This is a genomic window from Janthinobacterium psychrotolerans (assembly GCF_001677885.1).
Classification (GTDB): domain Bacteria; phylum Pseudomonadota; class Gammaproteobacteria; order Burkholderiales; family Burkholderiaceae_D; genus Janthinobacterium; species Janthinobacterium psychrotolerans.
Genome location: NZ_LOCQ01000030.1, coordinates 12,662 through 31,458, shown reverse-complemented (window position 1 = coordinate 31,458; position 18,797 = coordinate 12,662). Strand labels below are relative to the sequence as shown.

Genomic DNA, 18,797 nt, shown 5'->3' with positions numbered 1-18,797 from the left:
AGCCAAAAAGGAGAGAAATATCGACCCATCGTGACCGCACCGACTACAATTTAACCGCGTAACACCATCTCATGCGCAAGTGGGCACGATAGACCGGAATGGGTGGGCGCGTTCACCGAAATACGCACCTGGTGTTTGGCGTGCTCAGCTGGCTGGTGACGGTGGCGCTGATGCGCCATCGCGAGATGCTCGACTACACGCAGGCGGCGCTGGCCCTGGCGGGCATGCTGGCGGGGCTGGGGCTGACGGTGGTGTCGCGCTCGCTGCCCGTCAGCATCGTCACCGGCGCAGCCAGCGTGCTGTTCATTACCTACGGTTTTCGCGTGATGATCGTGAGCACGAGCTATCCCTCGTTCTGGGTCTTGCCGCTGGGCGTGATGATCACGCTGACCATCGCCCCCATTTTCAGCGGCATCGCGTATTACCTGGGGATCTCGCTGTGCGTCTGGCTGACCCTGGGGCTGGGCAACTTTCCCGATCATGCGCAGCAGACCGACCACCATTGGCCGGTGCTGGCGGTGGTGGTCAGCGTGCTGATCGGCCTGGCGCTCAATATCTATTTTCTGGTCTTGCGCATCCATAACTACCGCGCCCGGCGCGACCTGACGGCGATGGCCTATACCGACGGCTTGACGGGCCTGAACAACCGCCGCATGTTCACGCAACGCGCGCGCGAGCTGCAGTCGCCGGAGCATGGCACGGCATTTTTCCTGATGATCGATATCGACGACTTCAAGCAGATCAACGATGTTGATGGGCACGAGGCAGGCGACGAGGTGTTGAAAAAGACGGCCGGCGTGATTGCGCAATTGTCCGCAGGCCATTTGTGCGGCCGGCTGGGCGGCGAGGAGTTTGCCGTGATTTACCAGGGCGAACAAGGCGCCGCCTGCGCGTTTGCGGCGCAGCTGGTCGCCGGCATGGAAGCGGCCTTCCGGCATGAAAGGGTGCTGTCGATCAGCATCGGCGTGGCCGAGCTGATCAAGGATGCGGACCTGTCGCACACCTACCGGCGCGCCGATGAAGCGCTGTACCAGGCCAAGAAAGGCGGCAAGAACCGCCATGTGCTGCACGCGGCCTGAATCAGTTTACAGATAGATGCCGCCCGACACTTCCACGCGCTGGCCGTTGACCCAGCGGTGACTGTCGGACAATAAGGCGGCGATCATCGGGCCGATATCGTCGGGCTCGCCCACGCGGCCCAGGGCGGTCTGCGCAGCGAGGTACTGCTGGACGTGCGGATTGTCGCGCACGTCGCCGCCGCCGAAGTCGGTGGCAATCGCGCCGGGCGCCAGGGTGTTGACGGCGATGCGGCGCGCGCCCAGTTCTTTGGCCAGGTAGCGGGTCAGCACTTCCACCGCGCCCTTCATCGCCGCATAGGCCGACATGCCCGGCATGCTGAAGCGGGTCAGGCCGCTGGAGATATTCACAATGCGCCCGCCATCGGCGATCAGCGGCAGCAAGGTTTGCGTGAGGAAAAACACGCCCTTGAAATGAATATTCATCAGCTGGTCGAACATCGCCTCGCTGGTATCGGCAAACGGCGCCATCAGGCCGATGCCGGCGTTGTTGACGAGGAAATCAAACTGCTCGCGGCCCCAGCCGGCCAGCACCGTGCGCAATTGCCCGGCGAAGGGTGCAAACGACGCCACTTGCGCGCTGTCGAGCTGCAGCACGGCGGCGCGCCGGCCCAGGCCGGTGATTTCGGCGGCGACGGCCTCGGCTTCGGCGCGCTGGGCGTGGTAGGTGATGATCACGTCGACGCCCTGGCGGGCCAGGTGCAGGGCGGCATTGCGGCCCAGGCCGCGGCTGGCGCCGGTAACGAGGGCAATGGTGTGCTGGGTAGGCATGGGAAGCTCCTTGCGTTGAATGAGGTTGCCAGTGTGGCGCTGGCGCGGTGCGCGGTGAAGCGGCAAAACTCCACATTTCATGCCTAAAACTCCAAGCCGCTTGGCAGCTTGTCACCACGCGCGCTACGATGGCTTCACCCTACCGCGAGAATCCGCATGCCGACCTCTCCCCTTGCCACCGCCATCGACGCCTACACCCGCGGGCGCCACAGCGCCGACGGCTTTTACGCCACCGAGCTGGCGCCGCTGCGGCTGATGCGGGTCGCCGGGCAAACCTTGCCGCAATACGCGCTGTACACGCCCACGTTGTGCCTCACGGTGCAAGGGGCGAAACAGGCCATGCTGGGCGACGCGCTGTTCAACTATGGGGCGATGGAATTCTTGATTGTCAGCGTAGACCTGCCGATACTGGGCCGCATCACGCAGGCGAGCGGCGAGGTGCCCTTCCTGGCCTTGATCCTGTCGCTCGATATCAAGCTGTTGCAGGAGGTGGTCGCCCAGCTCGACGCAGATACCAGCGCCAGCGCAGCGGGCCATGCCTCGCACGGCGTCTTTGTGGGCCAGCTCGAAGCGCCGGCGGCCGACTGTCTGCTGCGGCTGATGCAATTGCTGGACGACCCGCGCGGCCTGGCCATGCTGGCGCCATCCATCGTGCGCGAGCTGTATTACTGGCTGCTCAGCAGCAAGCAGGGCGACGCCCTGCGCCAGCTGGCCGCACCCGACAGCCATACCTTGCGCATTGCCGAGGCGATCAATCTGATGCAGGCCGAATTTGCCGCGCCGATCGGCATCGAGCGCCTGGCCTCGCGCGCCGGCATGAGCGCGTCGTCATTCCACGCCCACTTCAAGAGCATCACCTCGGTCACGCCCTTGCAATACCAGAAGCAATTGCGCCTGCTGCAGGCGCGGCGATTGCTGGTGACGCGCGCGGCCAATGTGTCGCAGGCGGCCTACCAGGTGGGCTATGAAAGCGCGTCGCAATTCAGCCGCGAATATGCGCGCATGTTCGGCACGCCGCCGAGCCGCGAGACCGTTGCCGACTAAAAATTGCAATGACGCAAATGAGAGTGGCATTTTGTTACTTTACGGTATGATTCACGGCCGTGCCGCCACGCCCTGCCCCCGCCTCGCGCACCTCTTCGTACCTCTTTATTCCTGGCCCCACCTCCCCTGGCGCGGCCAGCTTTTGTCCAAGGACCTGTCATGTTCGGTTTTAACTTACGCGTCGCCAAGATGGTGTGGACGGCGTTTATCGTCGCCTTTTTGCTATTCCTTATCTACAAGGTGTCGTCGACCTTGATCGTGGTGGTGTTTGCCGTGTTTTTCAGCTATCTGGTGTACCCGCTGATCGGGCTGCTGGAACGCCATGGCCCCAGGCGCCTGCCGCGCACGGCCGCCATCGGCATCGTGTTCCTGGTGGTGATCTTGCTCGTCGCCATACTCGGGTCGATTTTCGGCGCGCGCATCGAGGACGAGGCGATCAAGCTCAGCGACCAGCTGCCGACCCTGCTCAAAGGGAACAACTTTGCCGAGCGCATCCCGCTGCCGGAATTCATGGAGCCGCTGCGCGCGCGCCTGCTGGCGTTCATGCAGACGCAGCTCGGCGGTGACAACGGGCAGGCGATGCCGCTGGCCAAGGAACTGGGGCTGACGGTGATGCACGCGGCCAGCAACCTGATCTACCTGGTGCTGGTGCCGGTGCTGAGCTTTTTGCTGATCAAGGAAGGCCCGGACATGCGCGACGGCTTGCTGGCCTTGCTGAACCGCCCGAACAAAAAGCTGTGGGGCGCCATCATCGACGACCTCGACATCTTGCTGTCGCGCTATGTGCGCGCCCTGCTGCTGTTGTCGATCGCCACCTTCATTTCGTACAGCGTGGCGTTTTCACTGATGGGCGTGCCGTATGGCCTGCTGCTGGCCGGCGCCGCCGCCCTGCTGGAATTTATTCCGTTTGCCGGGCCTTTGGGTGCGGCCGTGATCGCGGTGGTGGTGGCCGGCTTCAGCGGTTACGAGCACGTGTTCTGGCTGATCGGCTTTATCGCCGCCTACCGCCTGTTCCAGGATTATGTGGTCAATCCCTACCTGATGAGCGAAGGCGTGGAAGTGTCGCCGCTGATGGTGATCGTCGGCTTGCTGGCGGGCGACCAGTTGGGTGGCGTGGTCGGCATCTTTTTGTCGGTGCCGGTGATGGCGGCGATCAAGATCGTGTTCGTGCGCGCCAAGGCGGCCTTGCAGGCGCGCCATGATGCACTGGAAAAAGCGGAACTGGCGGCCGAGGCGGCGCGCGTCAAGGCCGCCGAAGAGGCTGCGCTGCTGACCCGGCGCAAGCTGTAACAGCTTAAAACTCTTCCCACTCGCCGCCGTTGTCCGCCGCCGGTTTTGCCGCGCGCGGCCTGGCGGCGGCGGCCGGCGTCGCCAGTTTCAGCGATGGGCGCGCGGCCACGGCCGGCCTGGCGGCGGCCACCGCCGGTTTGCGCAAGGCAGGCTGGACGGCTGGCGCGCTGTGGCTGGCGTCGAGCTTGAAGCGGCTGACCATCTCGGCCAGCGCCGCCGCCTGGTCCTGCATCGATTCCGAAGCGGCGGCCGCTTCTTCCACCAGCGCGGCGTTCTGCTGCGTGACGGTGTCCATTTCGGCCACGGCCTGGTTGATCTGGCCGATGCCCAATTCCTGCTCGCGGCCGGCGGCGCTGATCTCGCCCATGATGTCGGTCACGCGGCGGATGCTCGATACTATCTCTTCCATCGTGGTGCCGGTCTGGCTGACCAGGGTGCTGCCCTCGTCCACGTTCTGCACCGACGCTTCGATCAGTTGCTTGATGTCTTTCGCGGCGCTGGCCGAGCGGTGCGCCAGGTTGCGCACTTCGGTGGCGACCACCGCAAAGCCACGGCCCTGCTCGCCCGCGCGCGCCGCTTCCACGGCGGCGTTCAGCGCCAGGATATTGGTCTGGAAGGCGATGCCGTCGATCACGCCGATAATGTCGGCAATTTTTTTCGACGAATCGCTGATGGTGCCCATGGTGGCCACCACTTGCGCCACCAGCGCACCGCCCTTGACGGCCACGTCCGAGGCGGACACGGCCAGCTGATTGGCCTGGCGCGCATTGTCGGAATTCTGTTTTACGGTCGAGGTCAGCTCTTCCAGCGAGGACGCGGTCTCTTCCAGGCTAGACGCCTGCTGCTCGGTGCGGCTCGACAGGTCCAGGTTGCCCGAGGCGATTTCATTGCTGGCGGTGGCGATCGCGCCGCTGCCGTCGCGCACGCCGCGCACGGTGGTCGACAGACGCTCCTGCATCTGCTTCAGGCCGGACAGCAAGGCGCCCATTTCATCGTGGCGTTCGATGACGATATCGTTGGCCAGGTTGCCGTCGGAAATCGCGTCGAAATGGCGCAGCGCCTGGTCCAGCGGACGGAAAATCGCGCGCAGCAGCAGGACGCTGGAAATAACGATCAGCAGCAGGCCGATCACCAGGCCGGCCATCGCCATCGCCACCTGGGTGTTGTAGCTGGACTGGCTGGCTTCATACATTTTTTCCGTCGAGGTAAGCTGGAATTGCGACAGCGTGGCCACCGATGCTTCCAGGGCGCGCGACATCGGCAGGATGCCGGTCATCACCAGCGCATCGGCCTGCTGGGCGTTGCCGTCGCGCACGGCCTTGATCACGGCTTGCAGGCCATTGCCGATATAGTCACTGCGTTTCTTTTCCACATCGTCGGACAGCAGTTTTTCTTCCGCCGATTGCGGCAGGGCCAGGTACACTTTCCAGGCCTTGTTCGACTCCTCGAGAAACTGCTCGCCGCGCACCAGCACGTCCTTGGCATCGGCGGCGTCGGGATGCATGACGGCGCGGTCCAGCGTAAAGCGCGCGCGGCCCAGTGCGTTCTGCGCTTCGCCGATGGCCTTGGTCGACGCCAGCTGGTTGGTATAGACGTCGTTCAAGACGGCGTTGGCCGATTTCAGGCCGGTGATGCTCATGACGCCGAGCACGGCGATCAGCACGCCCAGCACGGTCATGGTAACGATCAAGCGCAGCTTGATGGTGAGTTTGGAGAACATAAATTTTCCTTGATAGATACGCGGCATCAGGGCGCTGATCCTGGCGGATCGGCCGGCTTCACGACGTAACGGTTGTATGGATATGCAAGTGACGGAGTGTTGTGCGGCGGCAGGGAAAAGGCGGCCCACTCGTATCAGAAGAGAAGCGCGAAAACAGAGAGGGGTGATCGCGCTGTGTTATTTCTTGATTGCAAGGTTACAGGGAAAATTTATGAGTAGCAATATATTGAGCAAAAAATCACGCTTTCTCAATCGGGATTGACGTTTTTGTGCAATCGCTCACTGCCCGATGCGCTGTCCATGCCGGTAGACCGGGCGCGCCTGCAGCTCGCCGGCGCAGCAACTGGTGTCGTATTCGACGCCGGGGCCGTCCTGGCTGCCGGAAAAACGCGACGGTTCGGTTTCCCAGTTGATAAAGCGCAGGTGATAGCTGGGCGCCGGGGCGCCTTGCCAGCCGAAGCCCAGCACATAGGTGACGGTGAGGAAATGGCCGTCTTTTTCCTGGAAGGTTTTTTTATAGGCAAATGCAGGCTGGCCTCTGGATTGCCTGACGGGCTGACCCTCGGCGTTGAAATAGCCGACCAGCTTGCCTTGCGCATGGTCGATGGTATCGAACTGCGGGTTGCCGCTGCGATGGTAAACAACGCTGTAGTCGATCAGTTGCAAGGACGCCAGCGCGGCGCGGATCTGTGCTTCGTTGATGGTTTTTTTATCGGCCACAATGGCGTCTAGCGCCGCTTGCAACTCGGTCACCTTGCTCATGCTGTCCAGGGCGCGCGAATAACGCCAGGCCTGCAGGCCGTAGATGCCGTCTACACGGCTGAGCACGAAGGTGGTGGGGCCTTCGCTGTCGAGATCGACCTTGAACTGGGCTATCGTGCCGGCGGGCCTGGGGATTGCATGGCCCGCGTCGACAGGCGCCGCCTGCAAGGGGGCGCCGCCCAGCAGCAGGCTGCCCGCCATCAATGTTGTCAAAGTCCATCGCCGCATGTGTTCCCCTGCTGGAAAAAAAGACCATTATGCCCGCGCGGCGCCCAGACCGCGCGCGAACAAGGGGCGCTGCACCAGTTGTGCCAGCAGCACGCCCAGCAGCGACACGCCGCCTCCGATCAGGTGAAAGGCGTGGAAGGTGTCATGCAGCCACACGATCGCCAGCAAGGCCGTCAGGATCGGCAGCAGGTTGACGAAGATGCTGCAGCGGTTCGGCCCCAGCAGTTTCACGCCTTCGATCCACAAATACGACAGCACGATGGACGAGCCGATGCCGGCATAGGCGATCAGCGGCAAGGTGGCGCCGTTCAACGGCGCGCTGCCGGCCGGCAAGCGCAGGAAAAACGGCAGCATGCACAGCAGCGCCGCCCAGGCCTGGCAGTAGATCGATTGCCACGCGGGCACGGCCAGGCGCCAGCGGCGCAGCAGCACGCCGTACAGGGCAAAGATCAGGCAGGCCAGCAGCATCAGCGCGTCGCCCGCATGCATGCCTTCATGCAGCAGCACCAGCATGTCGCCGCGCCCTACCAGGTACAGCAGGCCGCCAAACGACAGCACGCCGCCAAACGCCATGCCCAGCGTCAATTGCTCGCCCAGCAGCAGCACGCTGAGGATGGCCGTCATCAAGGGCGCCAGCGCCGTGACGATGGCCATATTGGTGGCGGTGGTGCTTTCGGCCGCGCGATAAGACAGGCTCTGGAACAGCGCCATCGCCATCAGGCCGCACAGCGCCAGCTGCCACCAGTGGCGGCGGATGGCGACGCGGTTACGCCACAGCGGGCGGGCGACAAACGGCGTCATCACCAGCAATACCAGCACCAGGCGGTAAAAGGTGATGGCGGTGGGGGCGATGCTGGCGGCGGCCAGTTTCGATACCACCACATTGCCGGCCCACAAGAGCATGGCGGCCAGGGGATACAGATACGAAGTCGGGGAAATGGGTTCGCGCGCGGACATGCAGGGCTCCAGGTGTTTGCAGGGAAAACCATGATGCCGCAGGCACGCCGCGCTTTCTCACGCTAATATGCCTGCACCTGTCGCAAAACTGACCTTTTATTTATGCAAGCCGATTACCAGGAACTGCTGCCCGTTACCGCGCGCGCCATGGCGCTGGCCATCGATTACGAACACGGCCATGTGATTTCGGTGCACCGCCACGCGCATGCCCAGCTGATTTACGCCATCGACGGCGTGATGACCATCGCCACGCAGGACGGGCGCTGGGTGGTGCCGCCCACGCGCGGCGTGTGGCTGAGGCCGGGCGTGGAGCACCAGATCCGCATGAGCGGCGCCGTCAAGATGCGCACCGTGTTCATCAACTGCGCCAATTCGCCGCTGCTGCCGCGCCACAGCTGCGTGCTGGAGATCAGCCCCCTGCTGCGCCAGCTGATCGTGGCGGCCATCGATATCGCGCCCGATTTTGCCGATGGCGGGCGCGACTGGCACTTGCTGCAACTGCTGCTGCATGAGCTCGACAGCCTGCCGGTGCTGCCCCTGTATCTGCCGCTGCCGCTGGACGCACGCCTGCGCGGCATTTGCGAGCGCCTGATGCAGGAACCGGGCGAACAGCTGACGGTGGCGCACTGGGCCGCACAGCTGGAGATTACCGAGCGCAGCCTGCACCGCTTGTTCCAGAAACAGACCGGCATGCGCTTCGGCCACTGGCGCCAGCAGGCGCGGCTGCTGCGTGCGCTGGAACAACTGGCGCATGGGGCCAAGGTAATCGACGTGGCGATGGACAATGGCTATACCAGCCAGAGCGCCTTTGCGGCCATGTTCAAAAAGCACTTCGGCACCACGCCAAGCGCGTTTTATCGCGCGGCGCCCACAGTCGTCAAAAAAAATGCTGCTATGCATCAATAATCATGGGCGATTGCGGCGCGGCTTGTTATCATCGCAAGCCTTGAGCCGAAGTTGTCTATACCGGCTGGCCTCCCCATCCACACCGACATGACCCAGAATTTCTTCCAGACCTTTATCCTGCTGTTGCTGGTCACCGACCCGTTCGGCAACGTTTCCCTGTTCGTCAACGCCCTGAAAAGCGTGCCCGTCGAGCGCCGCTGGAAGGTGGTGGTGCGCGAATGCGCGATCGCCTTCGGCATCCTGCTGCTGTTTATGTTTTTCGGCCGCCACTTCCTGAAAGCCATGCAATTGTCCGAAATCGCGCTGCGCATCGGCGGCGGCGTGATCCTGTTTTTGATCGCCATGCGCATGGTGTTTCCGCAGCCATCGAACGGCAATAGCGATCATGATATCGCCGGCGAGCCGTTTATCGTGCCGCTGGCGATTCCCGCGCTGGCCGGCCCGTCGGCGCTGGCGACCGTATTGCTGTTTTCCTCGCACGAAGTCGATGAAGTGATCGCCCACGTGGCGGGCCTGACGGCGGTGGCGTTGGTGTGGCTGGTGGTGTTCCTGAGCGCCGAACGGCTGCAGCGCGCGCTGGGGCCACGGGTGATGACGGCGTTCGAGCGCCTGATGGGCCTGATACTGACGGCGATGGCCATCGAAATGCTGCTGGCCGGCATCCGCGCTTTTTTGAAATCAATTTAACCGGAGACTAGCCATGAGCCGCTGCACCCATCGCTGTACGCATATTCGCATGATGGCCGAATACAACCAGTGGATGAACGCCAGGGTGTATGCGGCGGCCGCCGGCCTGCCGCCTGACGAACTGCGGCGCGACCGTGGCGCGTTCTTCGGCTCGCTGATGGGTACCCTCAACCACATCATGGTGGGCGACACCCTGTGGCTGCAGCGCCATGCGCAACACCCGGCCGGCTTTCCCCTGCTCGACCCGATCCGCGCCATCACGCCACCGACCTCGCTGACGCAGCCCCTGTTCGACGATTTCGCGGCCATGCAGGCGCACCGCCAGTGGCTGGACCAGCTGATCGTCGACTGGGCCGCCTCGATCACGGAAAGCGACCTCGACCATCTGCTCGACTACCGCAACAGCCGTGGCGAAAACCGCCGCCAGTTCTTTGCGCTGCTGATGCATTTCTTTAACCACCAGACGCATCACCGGGGCCAGGCGACGACCCTGCTGTCGCAGGCCGGGGTGGATGTGGGCGAAACGGACTTACTGGTGTGCATTCCCAACCACATCTAGCGCAGTCGCGCGGTACAGCATGGCCTTGAGCGCGATGACGGCCAGCGCCAGCACCGCCAGCAGCACGCCGCCGGCCAGCGCGCCCTGCATGCCATAACGGGCAATCGCCGCACCACCGGCCAGCGCGCCGGCGGTGACGCCCAGGTTGATGGCGGCGATATACACGCCGATGGCAAACGCCGGCGCTTCGCGCGCTTCGGAACTCAGCCACACTTGCGTGACGATCAGCCCGCTGGTATGCGCCGCGCCCCAGAACAGCGCCAGCACGGCGATGGCCCAGCCGCCCGTGCCGGCGTAGCGGTACAGCAGCGCGTACGCCAGGCACAGCAACAGCGGCTGCAGCAGCACCGTGCGCAGCAAGTGGCGGCCCAGTTGCCGTCCTGCATACAAATTGCCGGCCACGCCACCGATGCCGAACACCACCAGCAGCAGCCCCGTCTGGCGCGCCGTCAAACCGGCCACTTGTTCAAGGTAGGCGGCCGCATAGGCATACACCGAAAACATGGCGGCAAACACCAGCATGGCTGCCGCGATATTGAGCCACAGGGCCGGTTTGCGCAGGATCGCCAGCTGGCGGCCATAGGCCGGTGGCGCGCCGTGCGGCGCATCGGGCAGGAACCAGTACAGGCCCAGCGCGGCCAGCAGATTGACGGCGGCGCAGGCCAGGAACGAGGCCTCGTAGCCATATTGCGCCGCGATCCAGGTGGTCAAAGGGATGCCAAGCACCATGCCCATGCTGGTGCCCGTGAACGCGTGGGCCCCGGCACGGGCGGACTCGTGCGGTGGATACAGGGCGGCGGCGGCCACCATCGCCAGCGAAAAATACACGGGGTGGAACAGCGCCGGCACCACGCGCAGCGCCAGCAGCCATGCAAAGCGCGGCGCAAACGCCGACGCCACGCTGGCCAGCGCAAACACGCCCAGCGAGACCATCAACACCGGCTTGCGGCGCCAGCGCGTGGCCAGCAGCACCAGAAACGGGCCGGCGGCGGCGATCACCAGCGCGAACAGGCCCACCAGCAGGCCGGCCCGACTGGCAGTCACATCAAAGCGCTGCATAATCAGCGGCAAGATGCCGACCACGCCAAACTCGATGCAATACACGCCGAACAGGCCCAGCGCGAGAAAAACGATGGGATGCGGGCGCCTCATGCCAGGTCGCCATACACGGCGCGGCATAGCTGCCCGACGAACGGCCCGGCCATGCCCTCGATGGCGGTATTGGTGAACGCCACCACCGACAATTCGCGCGCCGGGTCGACAAACCAGGAATGGCCATAGGTGCCGCCCATGCGCCAGCTACCCGCGCTTTCCGGCGTGCCGGCCGCCAGAGTATCGGTCAAGACGGTCAACCCCAGGCCAAAGCCGCGCCCGGGCCAGAACGGCAACTCGAGACTGCCGGTCTGGCTGCGGCCCATCTCGCTGGCCAGGCCGGGCGGCAACAACGGTGCGCCACCCAGGCGCAAGGTTTCAAGGAGGCGCATGAAGTCCGGCGCCGAGCCGACCATGCCGGCGCCGCCCGAGGCATACGCGCCAGGCTCCAGCGCGCGTGCTGGCGACAGGGTAAAACCGGCCATGCCGTCCATGAAGGGCAATTGATCGTCACCGCTGTCATGCAGGCGGCGCGGCGGCGCCTGGCCTGCCACGCGGTCGGCATAGGCCACCGCCAGGCGTGCGCGATCGGCGGCCACAAAACCGGTGTCATGCATGGCCAGCGGCGCCGTCACCAGTTGCCGCACGGCCTGCGCCAACGGCAGGCCGGCCGCCTGTTCGATCACGGCGCCCAGCACATCGGTGGCGATCGAATAGCCCCAGCGTTCACCTGGCACGTACGCCAGCGGCACGGTGGCCAGGCGGCGCAGATTGTCTGCCAGGGACACCGGCGAGGCATCCATGCCGTCCGAGACGCCCGCCTGCGCATACGGGCCGCCCGGCGGCTGGAAAAAACCATAGTCGAGGCCGGCAGTGTGCGTCAGCAACTGGCGCACGGTGATGGCCGCCACCCTGCCGTCGGACTGGCGCGGCTGGAAATATGGCAGCCAGCGCGCCACCAGGTCGTCCAGTTGCAAGCGGCCTTGGCCCACCAGCGCCAACGCCGCCGCCGAGACGATGGGCTTGCTGACAGATGCCAGGCGGAACAGGGCGTCGTCGCGCATCGGTATCGCCGCTTCGCGGTCCAGATGGCCGGCCGCGCGGCGGTAGAGCTCGTGGCCCTGGTGGCGCACCAGCACCACGGCGCCCACCAGGCGCTGCTCATGCAGTACGGTGTCGAGCAGGGTATCGATACGCGCCGCCAGCGGTGCGGCAGAAAAATCAGTGTTCATGGTCAGCCTTTCAAAGGGAAAGGCCCAGCGTAAGGCGGCCGGCATCAAAGAAAAACAGGCTATAGTTTCTGTCTGAGCGGACGTTGGCGTCCGCAATCGAAGGAGCACCATGGACAATCTGGCAGGTTTGACGGCCTTTGTGCAGGCGGCCGATACGCGCAGTTTCGTGGCGGCGGGCCGCGCACTGGGTATTTCGGCGTCGGCTGTCGGCAAGAGCATTGCGCGGCTGGAACAGCGCCTGGGCGTGCGCCTGTTTCACCGCAGCACGCGCAGCATCGCGCTGACCAGCGAAGGGACGATTTTTTTGGAACGCTGCCGGCGCATCCTCGGTGAAGTCGAGGCGGCCGAACTGGAACTGTCGAGCAGCAAGAGCGCGCCGCGCGGGCGGCTGCGCGTCAGCATGCCGCTGGTGGGCGAGCTGCTCAACCCGGTGCTGGCCGCGTTTGCGCGCGCCTGGCCGCTGGTGGAGCTCGATCTCGATTTCAGCAACCGCCGCGTGGACCTGATCGACGAAGGCTATGACGCCGTGGTGCGCGCCGGCGACAGCACCGACAGCCGTTTGATGAGCCGGCGGCTGGGCCAGTTTCATTTGCAGCTGGTGGCCGCGCCCGCCTACCTGGCCCAACATGGCGCCCCAGCCTTGCCCGGCGACCTGGCGCGGCACAACTGCCTGCTGTACAAATTTCCCAGCAGCGGCAAGATCGAAGCCTGGCCGCTGGCGGACTGGAACGCCTTGCTGGCGGCCGGCCTGCCCGCCAGCCTCAGCTGCAACAGCGTGGATACCCTGCTGCACTTTGCCGAAAGCGGCCTGGGCATTGCCGCCCTGCCCGACTTTGCCGCCCGCGCCGCGCGCCAGGCGGGCCGCTTGCAACTGGTGTTGCCGGCGCATACGCAGCATGCGGCGCCGTTCCATATCTTGTGGCCAGGCAGCCGGAACATGTCGCCGAAACTGCGCGTTTTTATTGATTTTCTGGTAGCAAATCTGTTTCCTGACAGCCCAGATCGCTTGCCGTCCATGTGACGTTGTTTCTGTACGACAACTTGTTTCAGAAGCTGCTTTTTTTGTAACTTGATACAGTTATCTATATTGCCGTGTGGAATTTTGAGGAACAATGACAGCCGCGCTACGGGTTACTACGTAGCGGCCTGAGCTTTAATTTCTCCGTACACACGAAAGCAATCATGTCACTCACACAATTTCGAATCGGCACCCGTCTCGGCATCGGCTTTGCCGTCGTGCTCGGCCTGCTGGTGGCCGTGCTGCTGGTCGGCCTGTTTTCCATGACGCAACTGAGCGCGCGCATCCACGATATCGTGGCCGACAAGAACGTCAAGATGGCGGCCGCCAACACCATGAGCGACAACGTGCGCAGCATTACGCTGGCGATCACCAGCGTGGTGGTGGCGCCGACGGATGCGCTGATGCAGGAGCAACTGGGCAAGATCGGCGACGCGCGCAAGAAATATGGCGCGGCCAAGGAAGTGCTGCAAAAGATGATCTCGACCGACAAGGAAGCGGCCCTGATGTCGCAGCTCGACGCGGCGCTGAAAGCCGGCGCGCCGATGAACAACAAGGTGGTGGAACTGCGCAAGGCGGGCCAGACCGAGGAAGCCATCACCGTTTTGACCCAGCAGGCGGCGCCCCGCCTGAACAATGTGCTGGCCACGCTCGACAGCTTGCTGGCCTATGAAGCGCAGCAGGCCACGCAGGCGGCCGATGACGCCGAGGCGCTCAGCGAAAAGGCGCAAGCCTATATGCTGGGCCTGGGCTGCGTGGCGCTGCTGCTGGGCGTTGTCGTGGCGTGGGTCATCACGCGTTCGATCACCCGGCCCATCAATGCGGCCGTCGGCGTGGCCGAAACGGTGGCCTCGGGCGACTTGTCGTCGCAGATCATCGTCAATTCCGGCGATGAAACGGGCCGCCTGCTGGGCGCCCTGAAAGCCATGAACGACGGCCTGCTCGATGTGGTGGGACAAGTGCGCCACGGCACGGATGCGATCGCCACGGCGTCGAGCGAAATTGCCGCCGGCAACCTCGACCTGTCGTCGCGCACGGAAGAGCAAGCCAGTTCGCTGGAGGAAACCGCCTCGGCCATGGAAGAGCTGACCTCGACCGTGAAACAGAACGCCGACAATGCGCGCCAGGCCAACCAGCTGGCGCAAAGCGCGTCGGAAGTGGCTGTGCGCGGCGGCAATATCGTCTCGCAGGTGGTCGACACCATGGGCACCATCAATGCGTCGTCGAAGAAAATCGTCGATATCATCGGTGTGATCGACGGCATCGCCTTCCAGACGAATATTTTGGCGTTGAATGCGGCGGTGGAAGCGGCGCGCGCCGGCGAGCAGGGCCGCGGCTTTGCCGTGGTGGCCAGCGAAGTGCGCAACCTGGCCCAGCGCAGCGCCGGCGCGGCCAGGGAAATCAAGGAACTGATCGCCGCCTCGGTGGCCAACGTGGACACCGGCTCGCGCCTCGTCAATGAAGCGGGCCAGACCATGGGCGACATCGTCGACAGCATCGTGCGCGTGACCGACATCATGGGCGAAATCACCTCGGCCACCCACGAGCAGACGCTGGGCATCGAGCAGATCAACATGGCCATCGCGCAGATGGATGAGGTGACGCAGCAAAACGCGGCGCTGGTCGAACAAGCGGCGGCCGCCTCGCAAAGCATGCAGCAGCAGGCTGGCGAACTGGCCCATGTGGTGGGTTTCTTCAAGACCGGCCAGGCGGTGGCGGCGCCGAAGCTGGCCGCCGTGCGCAGCCGTGCACCGGCAAAGGCAGCGCCTGCGCCGGCACGCGCGCCATTGCAGCGCCCGCAGCGCAAGGCGGTGGCGAATGGCGCCGCCGCGCCGGCGCCGGCCAAAGACAGCGAGTGGGAAGAGTTTTAAGCGACTGCGCCCCACTGCTGCATGAAAAGCCAGGCAAGAAGTTTCCGCCTGGCTTTTTTTCGTCCAGGACAACGTTTTTTTTTGCGATCGGACGGCGCAAATGCACGAAACCGTAAAACACGCACCGCGCATACGCTTTACAATCGCCGCTCGCTTTACAAAATATTGGTCATCATGAATCAGGCAGAACAGCAGCGCCTCCTGGCTATCCTGGAGTATTGGCACAAGATCGAATTCTTTATACCGTTTGACCTGAATCAAATCACGGAAGTAGAAGACCCGTCCACCGTGCGTCTCCTTCATCGTGAACAGCTGGCGCAATGGTCGCCGCACAGTTTTATGCAATTGCCGGTCGCCTCCGACCGCGAGATCGACGGCTTTTCGCTGTTCCTGGGCGTGTTCGACAAGGCCGAAATCGGCAAGATGTTGCCGGCCGGCACTGCCGAGAGCATCGCCGAAGCGGAAAAGACGGAACTGTCCGGCCGCTCATGCTTTGCCCGCGTCAGCCTCAATGCCCTGGGCGAACCGCAATTCGACCAGGTGTCGGTGTCGACCCTGCCATGGGCGCTGGGCCGCCCGCGCACGGCCGACATGGCCGGCCTGAACCTGGACGCCTGGAGCGACAGCCAGCTGGCGCTGCAGGACAGCCTGCGCAACTTTGCCGCCGCACGCACGCCGGCCACCGTGACGGACGAGGCAGGCCATGTGGCCTCGCCGCTGTCGGGCATGGAAATCGCCGCGCTGGCCCATCTGTTTATTGACTGGGCGCATTTCCAGCCCTCGTCGGCGCAGCCGCTGGCGGTGCTGGAAATTCGCACGCGCAAGAAACGCCCGCCGAAGGAAGCGCTGTTGCCTGGCGTCGAGGCGGTGCAAAACCGCGTGCTCGATTTCGGCGATCCGGTCGAGCCATCGGTCGATATCCTGAACAGCTTTTACCTGGACGACCTGGAACAGATCATCCGCGCCTTGCGCGGCGGCAAAGTACCGGCCACCCTGGCCGCCTACCTGACGCCGCTGGCCCAGGCCGAGCGCATCGACCTGTACAGCCCGGCCGGACGCCAGGCGCTGGCCGCCATGCTGAACCCGGCCAATATGCACCGCGGCCACTGGCTGGAAGACGCCAGCTACGCCATGAGCCTGATGCAGCAGTTCGCCATCCATGGCGCGCGCACGGGGCTGGCGGATCGCGGCATCTTTTCCGTCAACGGCCCGCCGGGCACCGGCAAGACCACCTTGCTGCGCGAGCTGTTCGCCGACAATATCGTGCGCCGCGCCAGCGTGCTGGCCTGCCTGGACCGCGCCGCCGACGCCTTTATCGGCAAGGTGGCGGTGGCCTTCGAAGGCGTGCGCGACCCGATCACGATCGCCCGCCTGCGGCCCGAACTGACGGGCTTTGAAATGGTGGTGGCCTCGTCGAACAATGCGGCGGTGGAAAATATTTCCGCCGATTTGCCAAAACCGAAACAGCTGGGCAAGGAATGGGCGCGCACGCGCTACCTCGACAGCGTGGCGCGCCGCGTGGCGGCCGACGGCAATGGCGCCAACCGCCTGCTGGCCGAGGAGGAAACGCCGTGGGGCATGATTTCCTGTGCGCTCGGCAACAGCAGCAACCGGCGCCGCTTCGTCAGCAATTTCTATGATGACGACTGGGACAAGAGCACGCCGCGCAAGACGCCGAACGCGCAGAACATCCGCCAGTGGCTGACCAGCTACCAGGGCGTCGGCTTTGCCCAGGCCGCGCGCGAGTTCCGCGAGACCGAACACGTGGTGGAAAAAGCGCTGGCCGAGCAGGCGCAATACGCCGCCCTGTGGCAGGCGGTGGGCACCTGCAGCGAGCAGGAATTCCTGCAGGCCAGCGTGGCAACCCTGCAAGCGGCCGAGGTCGAGATGGAAGCGGCCAACGCGGCGCTGGCCAGCGCCATGGCCCAGCAAGACACCCTGTTGGCCAGCAAGAAGGAATTGCTGGAAGAAGAACGTGTGGTGGCCTTGACCGAACCGGGCTTTTTTGCCCGCCTGTTCCGCACCGCGCCGGCGCGCGCCTACAAGGAGGCCGTGCTGGCCAACGCCGAAGCGCAGCGCCAGGCCGCGCGCGATGTGTCGGCCATCAAGCTGCTGCTCAAAGGCGAGCTGGAGCCGCGCTGCGAACGGGCCCGCAACAGCCTGCATGTGGCGCTGCGCACGCAGCAGTCGCGCGAACGCGAGTGGGACGACAGCACGGAGATGCTGCGCCGCGCGCGCCTGCGCTTCCCCACCATCGCCGCGCCGGCCACCTTGCAGGAACTCGACGGCGACGACTTGCAGCTCAAAGGGCTGTGGCACGAGCCGGCGCTGGCGCGCTTGCGCTCGCGCCTGTTTGCCAAGGCGCTGGCGCTGCACGAAGCGTGGCTGGCCGAAGTGGCCAGGAAAGGCGGCCCCGGCTTTGGCGGCAACTTGCTGGCGGTCTCGAAACTGCTGAAAAACAAGCGCGCCTACGACCAGTCGCATATCGCCATGGTGTGGCAGAGCCTGTTCATGGTGGTGCCGGTGGTCTCGACCACGTTTGCCTCGTTCGCGCGCCAGTTCCAGGGCATGGGCGCGGAGTCTCTGGGCTGGCTGTTTATCGATGAAGCGGGCCAGGCCGTGCCGCAGGCGGCGGTTGGCAGCCTGTGGCGCGCCAGGCGCGCGGTGGTGGTCGGCGACCCGCTGCAGATCGAACCAGTGTTCACCGTGCCGCCGCGCCTGGTGCACGGCTTGTCGGCCCTGTCCGAGCACACCCAGGACGGCAGCTATGCGCCGAGCAATGTTTCGGTGCAAACCCTGGCCGACAAGGCCAACCGCTATGGCGCGCTGGTCGGCGCCAGCGGTCCGCAGCCGCTGTGGATCGGCAGCCCCTTGCGCGTGCACCGCCGCTGCGTCGAGCCGATGTTCTCGCTGGCCAACGCCATCGCCTATGAAGGCAAGATGGTGTATGGCCTCGGTGACACGACGCCGCCGGCCGCCAGCCGTGGCCTGACGCGCGGCCCGAGCCGCTGGATCGACGCCGCCGCCGCCGTCAGCTACAAGCAGGTGGTGCCGCTGCAGCTCGATTTCGTGCTGGAGGTATTGCTGAAACTCTATCGCCGCGACGGCAAGCTGCCCTCGCTGTACCTGATCACGCCGTTCAAGGCCGTGCGCAACGAATTGCGCAAGCGCATCGTCGAGCTGGACTGGGACCGCCGCCTCGGCTACGGCAAGGCGCCCACGCCGCGTGAACTGCGGCTATGGGCCGGCCAGATGGTCGGCACCGTGCACACCTTCCAGGGCAAGGAGCAAGGCGTGGTGATGCTGATTCTGGGCGCCGACGACAGCACGGCCGGCGCCGCGCAATGGGCGGCCAGCACGCCGAACCTGCTCAACGTGGCGCTGACGCGGGCCCAGCATTACGTGTATATCGTCGGCAACCCGCTGGTCTGGGGCCAATTGCCGCATTTCGCGCCGGCCTGCGCGCAGCTGGCGCATACGGGAATGCATGAGTTTTTGGCGGAGATGGGGTAATCCATGACGTTGTACCGTAGGTCGGATTAGGTCCGCAGGACCGTAATCCGACAACATTGTTGGCGCCAACG

15 protein-coding genes are annotated in these 18,797 nt (G+C 64.6%); 9 read left to right on the top strand and 6 right to left on the bottom strand.

The features are described from left to right. Window positions 1-98: 98 nt before the first annotated feature. Complete coding sequence (locus ASR47_RS01140) at window positions 99-1,079, top strand: GGDEF domain-containing protein (RefSeq protein ID WP_082988647.1); 981 nt, start codon at window positions 99-101, stop codon at window positions 1,077-1,079. 6 nt (window positions 1,080-1,085) lie between these two features. Here the strand turns inward: ASR47_RS01140 and ASR47_RS01135 are convergent, their stop codons facing one another. Next, window positions 1,086-1,847 (bottom strand): SDR family NAD(P)-dependent oxidoreductase, encoded by a 762-nt coding sequence (locus tag ASR47_RS01135; RefSeq protein ID WP_065305934.1) that lies wholly within the window; start codon window positions 1,845-1,847, stop codon window positions 1,086-1,088. Window positions 1,848-2,003: 156 nt separating this feature from the next. Between ASR47_RS01135 and ASR47_RS01130 the strand changes: the two genes are divergently transcribed. Together ASR47_RS01130 and ASR47_RS01125 are read left to right on the top strand one after the other, a co-directional pair. Continuing rightward, window positions 2,004-2,891, top strand: coding sequence for an AraC family transcriptional regulator (locus ASR47_RS01130; RefSeq protein WP_065305933.1), 888 nt, complete (start codon window positions 2,004-2,006; stop codon window positions 2,889-2,891). Between the two features lie 159 nt (window positions 2,892-3,050). Continuing rightward, on the top strand, window positions 3,051-4,181 hold the full coding sequence (locus ASR47_RS01125) for an AI-2E family transporter (protein ID WP_065305932.1): 1,131 nt from the start codon (window positions 3,051-3,053) through the stop codon (window positions 4,179-4,181). Between the two features lie 4 nt (window positions 4,182-4,185). Here ASR47_RS01125 and ASR47_RS01120 read toward each other — a convergent pair whose 3' ends face one another. From ASR47_RS01120 to ASR47_RS01110, 3 genes are all read right to left on the bottom strand, one after another. After that, window positions 4,186-5,901, bottom strand: coding sequence for a methyl-accepting chemotaxis protein (locus ASR47_RS01120; RefSeq protein ID WP_065305931.1), 1,716 nt, complete (start codon window positions 5,899-5,901; stop codon window positions 4,186-4,188). Between the two features lie 279 nt (window positions 5,902-6,180). Next, window positions 6,181-6,891: a hypothetical protein gene (locus ASR47_RS01115; protein ID WP_171898862.1), complete on the bottom strand. Its 711-nt coding sequence runs from the start codon at window positions 6,889-6,891 to the stop codon at window positions 6,181-6,183. Between the two features lie 27 nt (window positions 6,892-6,918). Next, a complete protein-coding gene (locus tag ASR47_RS01110; protein ID WP_065305929.1) occupies window positions 6,919-7,848 on the bottom strand; it encodes a DMT family transporter in 930 nt (309 codons plus the stop codon). Between the two features lie 102 nt (window positions 7,849-7,950). On the opposite strand from ASR47_RS01110, the gene ASR47_RS01105 reads away from it, so the two are divergent. From ASR47_RS01105 to ASR47_RS01095, 3 genes are all read left to right on the top strand, one after another. Then, complete coding sequence (locus tag ASR47_RS01105) at window positions 7,951-8,754, top strand: AraC family transcriptional regulator (RefSeq protein ID WP_082988646.1); 804 nt, start codon at window positions 7,951-7,953, stop codon at window positions 8,752-8,754. 87 nt (window positions 8,755-8,841) lie between these two features. Further along, a complete protein-coding gene (locus tag ASR47_RS01100) occupies window positions 8,842-9,441 on the top strand; it encodes a MarC family protein (RefSeq protein WP_065305928.1) in 600 nt (199 codons plus the stop codon). A gap of 13 nt (window positions 9,442-9,454) precedes the next feature. After that, on the top strand, window positions 9,455-10,000 hold the full coding sequence (locus ASR47_RS01095) for a DinB family protein (protein ID WP_065305927.1): 546 nt from the start codon (window positions 9,455-9,457) through the stop codon (window positions 9,998-10,000). Here the strand turns inward: ASR47_RS01095 and ASR47_RS01090 are convergent. Together ASR47_RS01090 and ASR47_RS01085 are read right to left on the bottom strand one after the other, a co-directional pair. Further along, window positions 9,971-11,152 (bottom strand): MFS transporter, encoded by a 1,182-nt coding sequence (locus tag ASR47_RS01090; protein WP_065305926.1) that lies wholly within the window; start codon window positions 11,150-11,152, stop codon window positions 9,971-9,973. The genes ASR47_RS01095 and ASR47_RS01090 overlap by 30 nt on opposite strands. Beyond that, the gene (locus ASR47_RS01085) at window positions 11,149-12,324 is read right to left on the bottom strand and encodes a serine hydrolase domain-containing protein (RefSeq protein ID WP_065305937.1); all 1,176 of its coding nucleotides are present in this window, start codon (window positions 12,322-12,324) and stop codon (window positions 11,149-11,151) included. The genes ASR47_RS01090 and ASR47_RS01085 overlap by 4 nt, the downstream gene beginning before the upstream one ends. A gap of 109 nt (window positions 12,325-12,433) precedes the next feature. On the opposite strand from ASR47_RS01085, the gene ASR47_RS01080 reads away from it, so the two are divergent. The 3 genes from ASR47_RS01080 (at window position 12,434) to ASR47_RS01070 (ending at window position 18,726) form a co-directional block, all read left to right on the top strand. Next, window positions 12,434-13,345 carry a LysR family transcriptional regulator gene (locus ASR47_RS01080; protein WP_065305925.1) on the top strand — a complete coding sequence of 304 codons (912 nt, stop codon included), beginning with the start codon at window positions 12,434-12,436 and terminating at the stop codon, window positions 13,343-13,345. Window positions 13,346-13,506: 161 nt separating this feature from the next. Then, complete coding sequence (locus tag ASR47_RS01075) at window positions 13,507-15,213, top strand: methyl-accepting chemotaxis protein (RefSeq protein WP_065305924.1); 1,707 nt, start codon at window positions 13,507-13,509, stop codon at window positions 15,211-15,213. A gap of 174 nt (window positions 15,214-15,387) precedes the next feature. Next, window positions 15,388-18,726, top strand: coding sequence for a DEAD/DEAH box helicase (locus tag ASR47_RS01070; RefSeq protein ID WP_245714222.1), 3,339 nt, complete (start codon window positions 15,388-15,390; stop codon window positions 18,724-18,726). Window positions 18,727-18,797: the final 71 nt, after the last annotated feature.

What these genes read in the sequence shown, in the direction of transcription:
- ASR47_RS01115 (WP_171898862.1), bottom strand. Translation starts at nt 6,891, where the DNA reads ATGCGGCGATGGACTTTGACAACATTGATGGCGGGCAGCCTGCTGCTG.
- ASR47_RS01110 (WP_065305929.1), bottom strand. Translation starts at nt 7,848, where the DNA reads ATGTCCGCGCGCGAACCCATTTCCCCGACTTCGTATCTGTATCCCCTG.
- ASR47_RS01095 (WP_065305927.1), top strand. Translation starts at nt 9,455, where the DNA reads ATGAGCCGCTGCACCCATCGCTGTACGCATATTCGCATGATGGCCGAA.
- ASR47_RS01120 (WP_065305931.1), bottom strand. Translation starts at nt 5,901, where the DNA reads ATGTTCTCCAAACTCACCATCAAGCTGCGCTTGATCGTTACCATGACC.
- ASR47_RS01140 (WP_082988647.1), top strand. Translation starts at nt 99, where the DNA reads ATGGGTGGGCGCGTTCACCGAAATACGCACCTGGTGTTTGGCGTGCTC.
- ASR47_RS01090 (WP_065305926.1), bottom strand. Translation starts at nt 11,152, where the DNA reads ATGAGGCGCCCGCATCCCATCGTTTTTCTCGCGCTGGGCCTGTTCGGC.
- ASR47_RS01125 (WP_065305932.1), top strand. Translation starts at nt 3,051, where the DNA reads ATGTTCGGTTTTAACTTACGCGTCGCCAAGATGGTGTGGACGGCGTTT.
- ASR47_RS01080 (WP_065305925.1), top strand. Translation starts at nt 12,434, where the DNA reads ATGGACAATCTGGCAGGTTTGACGGCCTTTGTGCAGGCGGCCGATACG.
- ASR47_RS01130 (WP_065305933.1), top strand. Translation starts at nt 2,004, where the DNA reads ATGCCGACCTCTCCCCTTGCCACCGCCATCGACGCCTACACCCGCGGG.
- ASR47_RS01085 (WP_065305937.1), bottom strand. Translation starts at nt 12,324, where the DNA reads ATGAACACTGATTTTTCTGCCGCACCGCTGGCGGCGCGTATCGATACC.
- ASR47_RS01070 (WP_245714222.1), top strand. Translation starts at nt 15,388, where the DNA reads ATGAATCAGGCAGAACAGCAGCGCCTCCTGGCTATCCTGGAGTATTGG.
- ASR47_RS01075 (WP_065305924.1), top strand. Translation starts at nt 13,507, where the DNA reads ATGTCACTCACACAATTTCGAATCGGCACCCGTCTCGGCATCGGCTTT.
- ASR47_RS01100 (WP_065305928.1), top strand. Translation starts at nt 8,842, where the DNA reads ATGACCCAGAATTTCTTCCAGACCTTTATCCTGCTGTTGCTGGTCACC.
- ASR47_RS01135 (WP_065305934.1), bottom strand. Translation starts at nt 1,847, where the DNA reads ATGCCTACCCAGCACACCATTGCCCTCGTTACCGGCGCCAGCCGCGGC.
- ASR47_RS01105 (WP_082988646.1), top strand. Translation starts at nt 7,951, where the DNA reads ATGCAAGCCGATTACCAGGAACTGCTGCCCGTTACCGCGCGCGCCATG.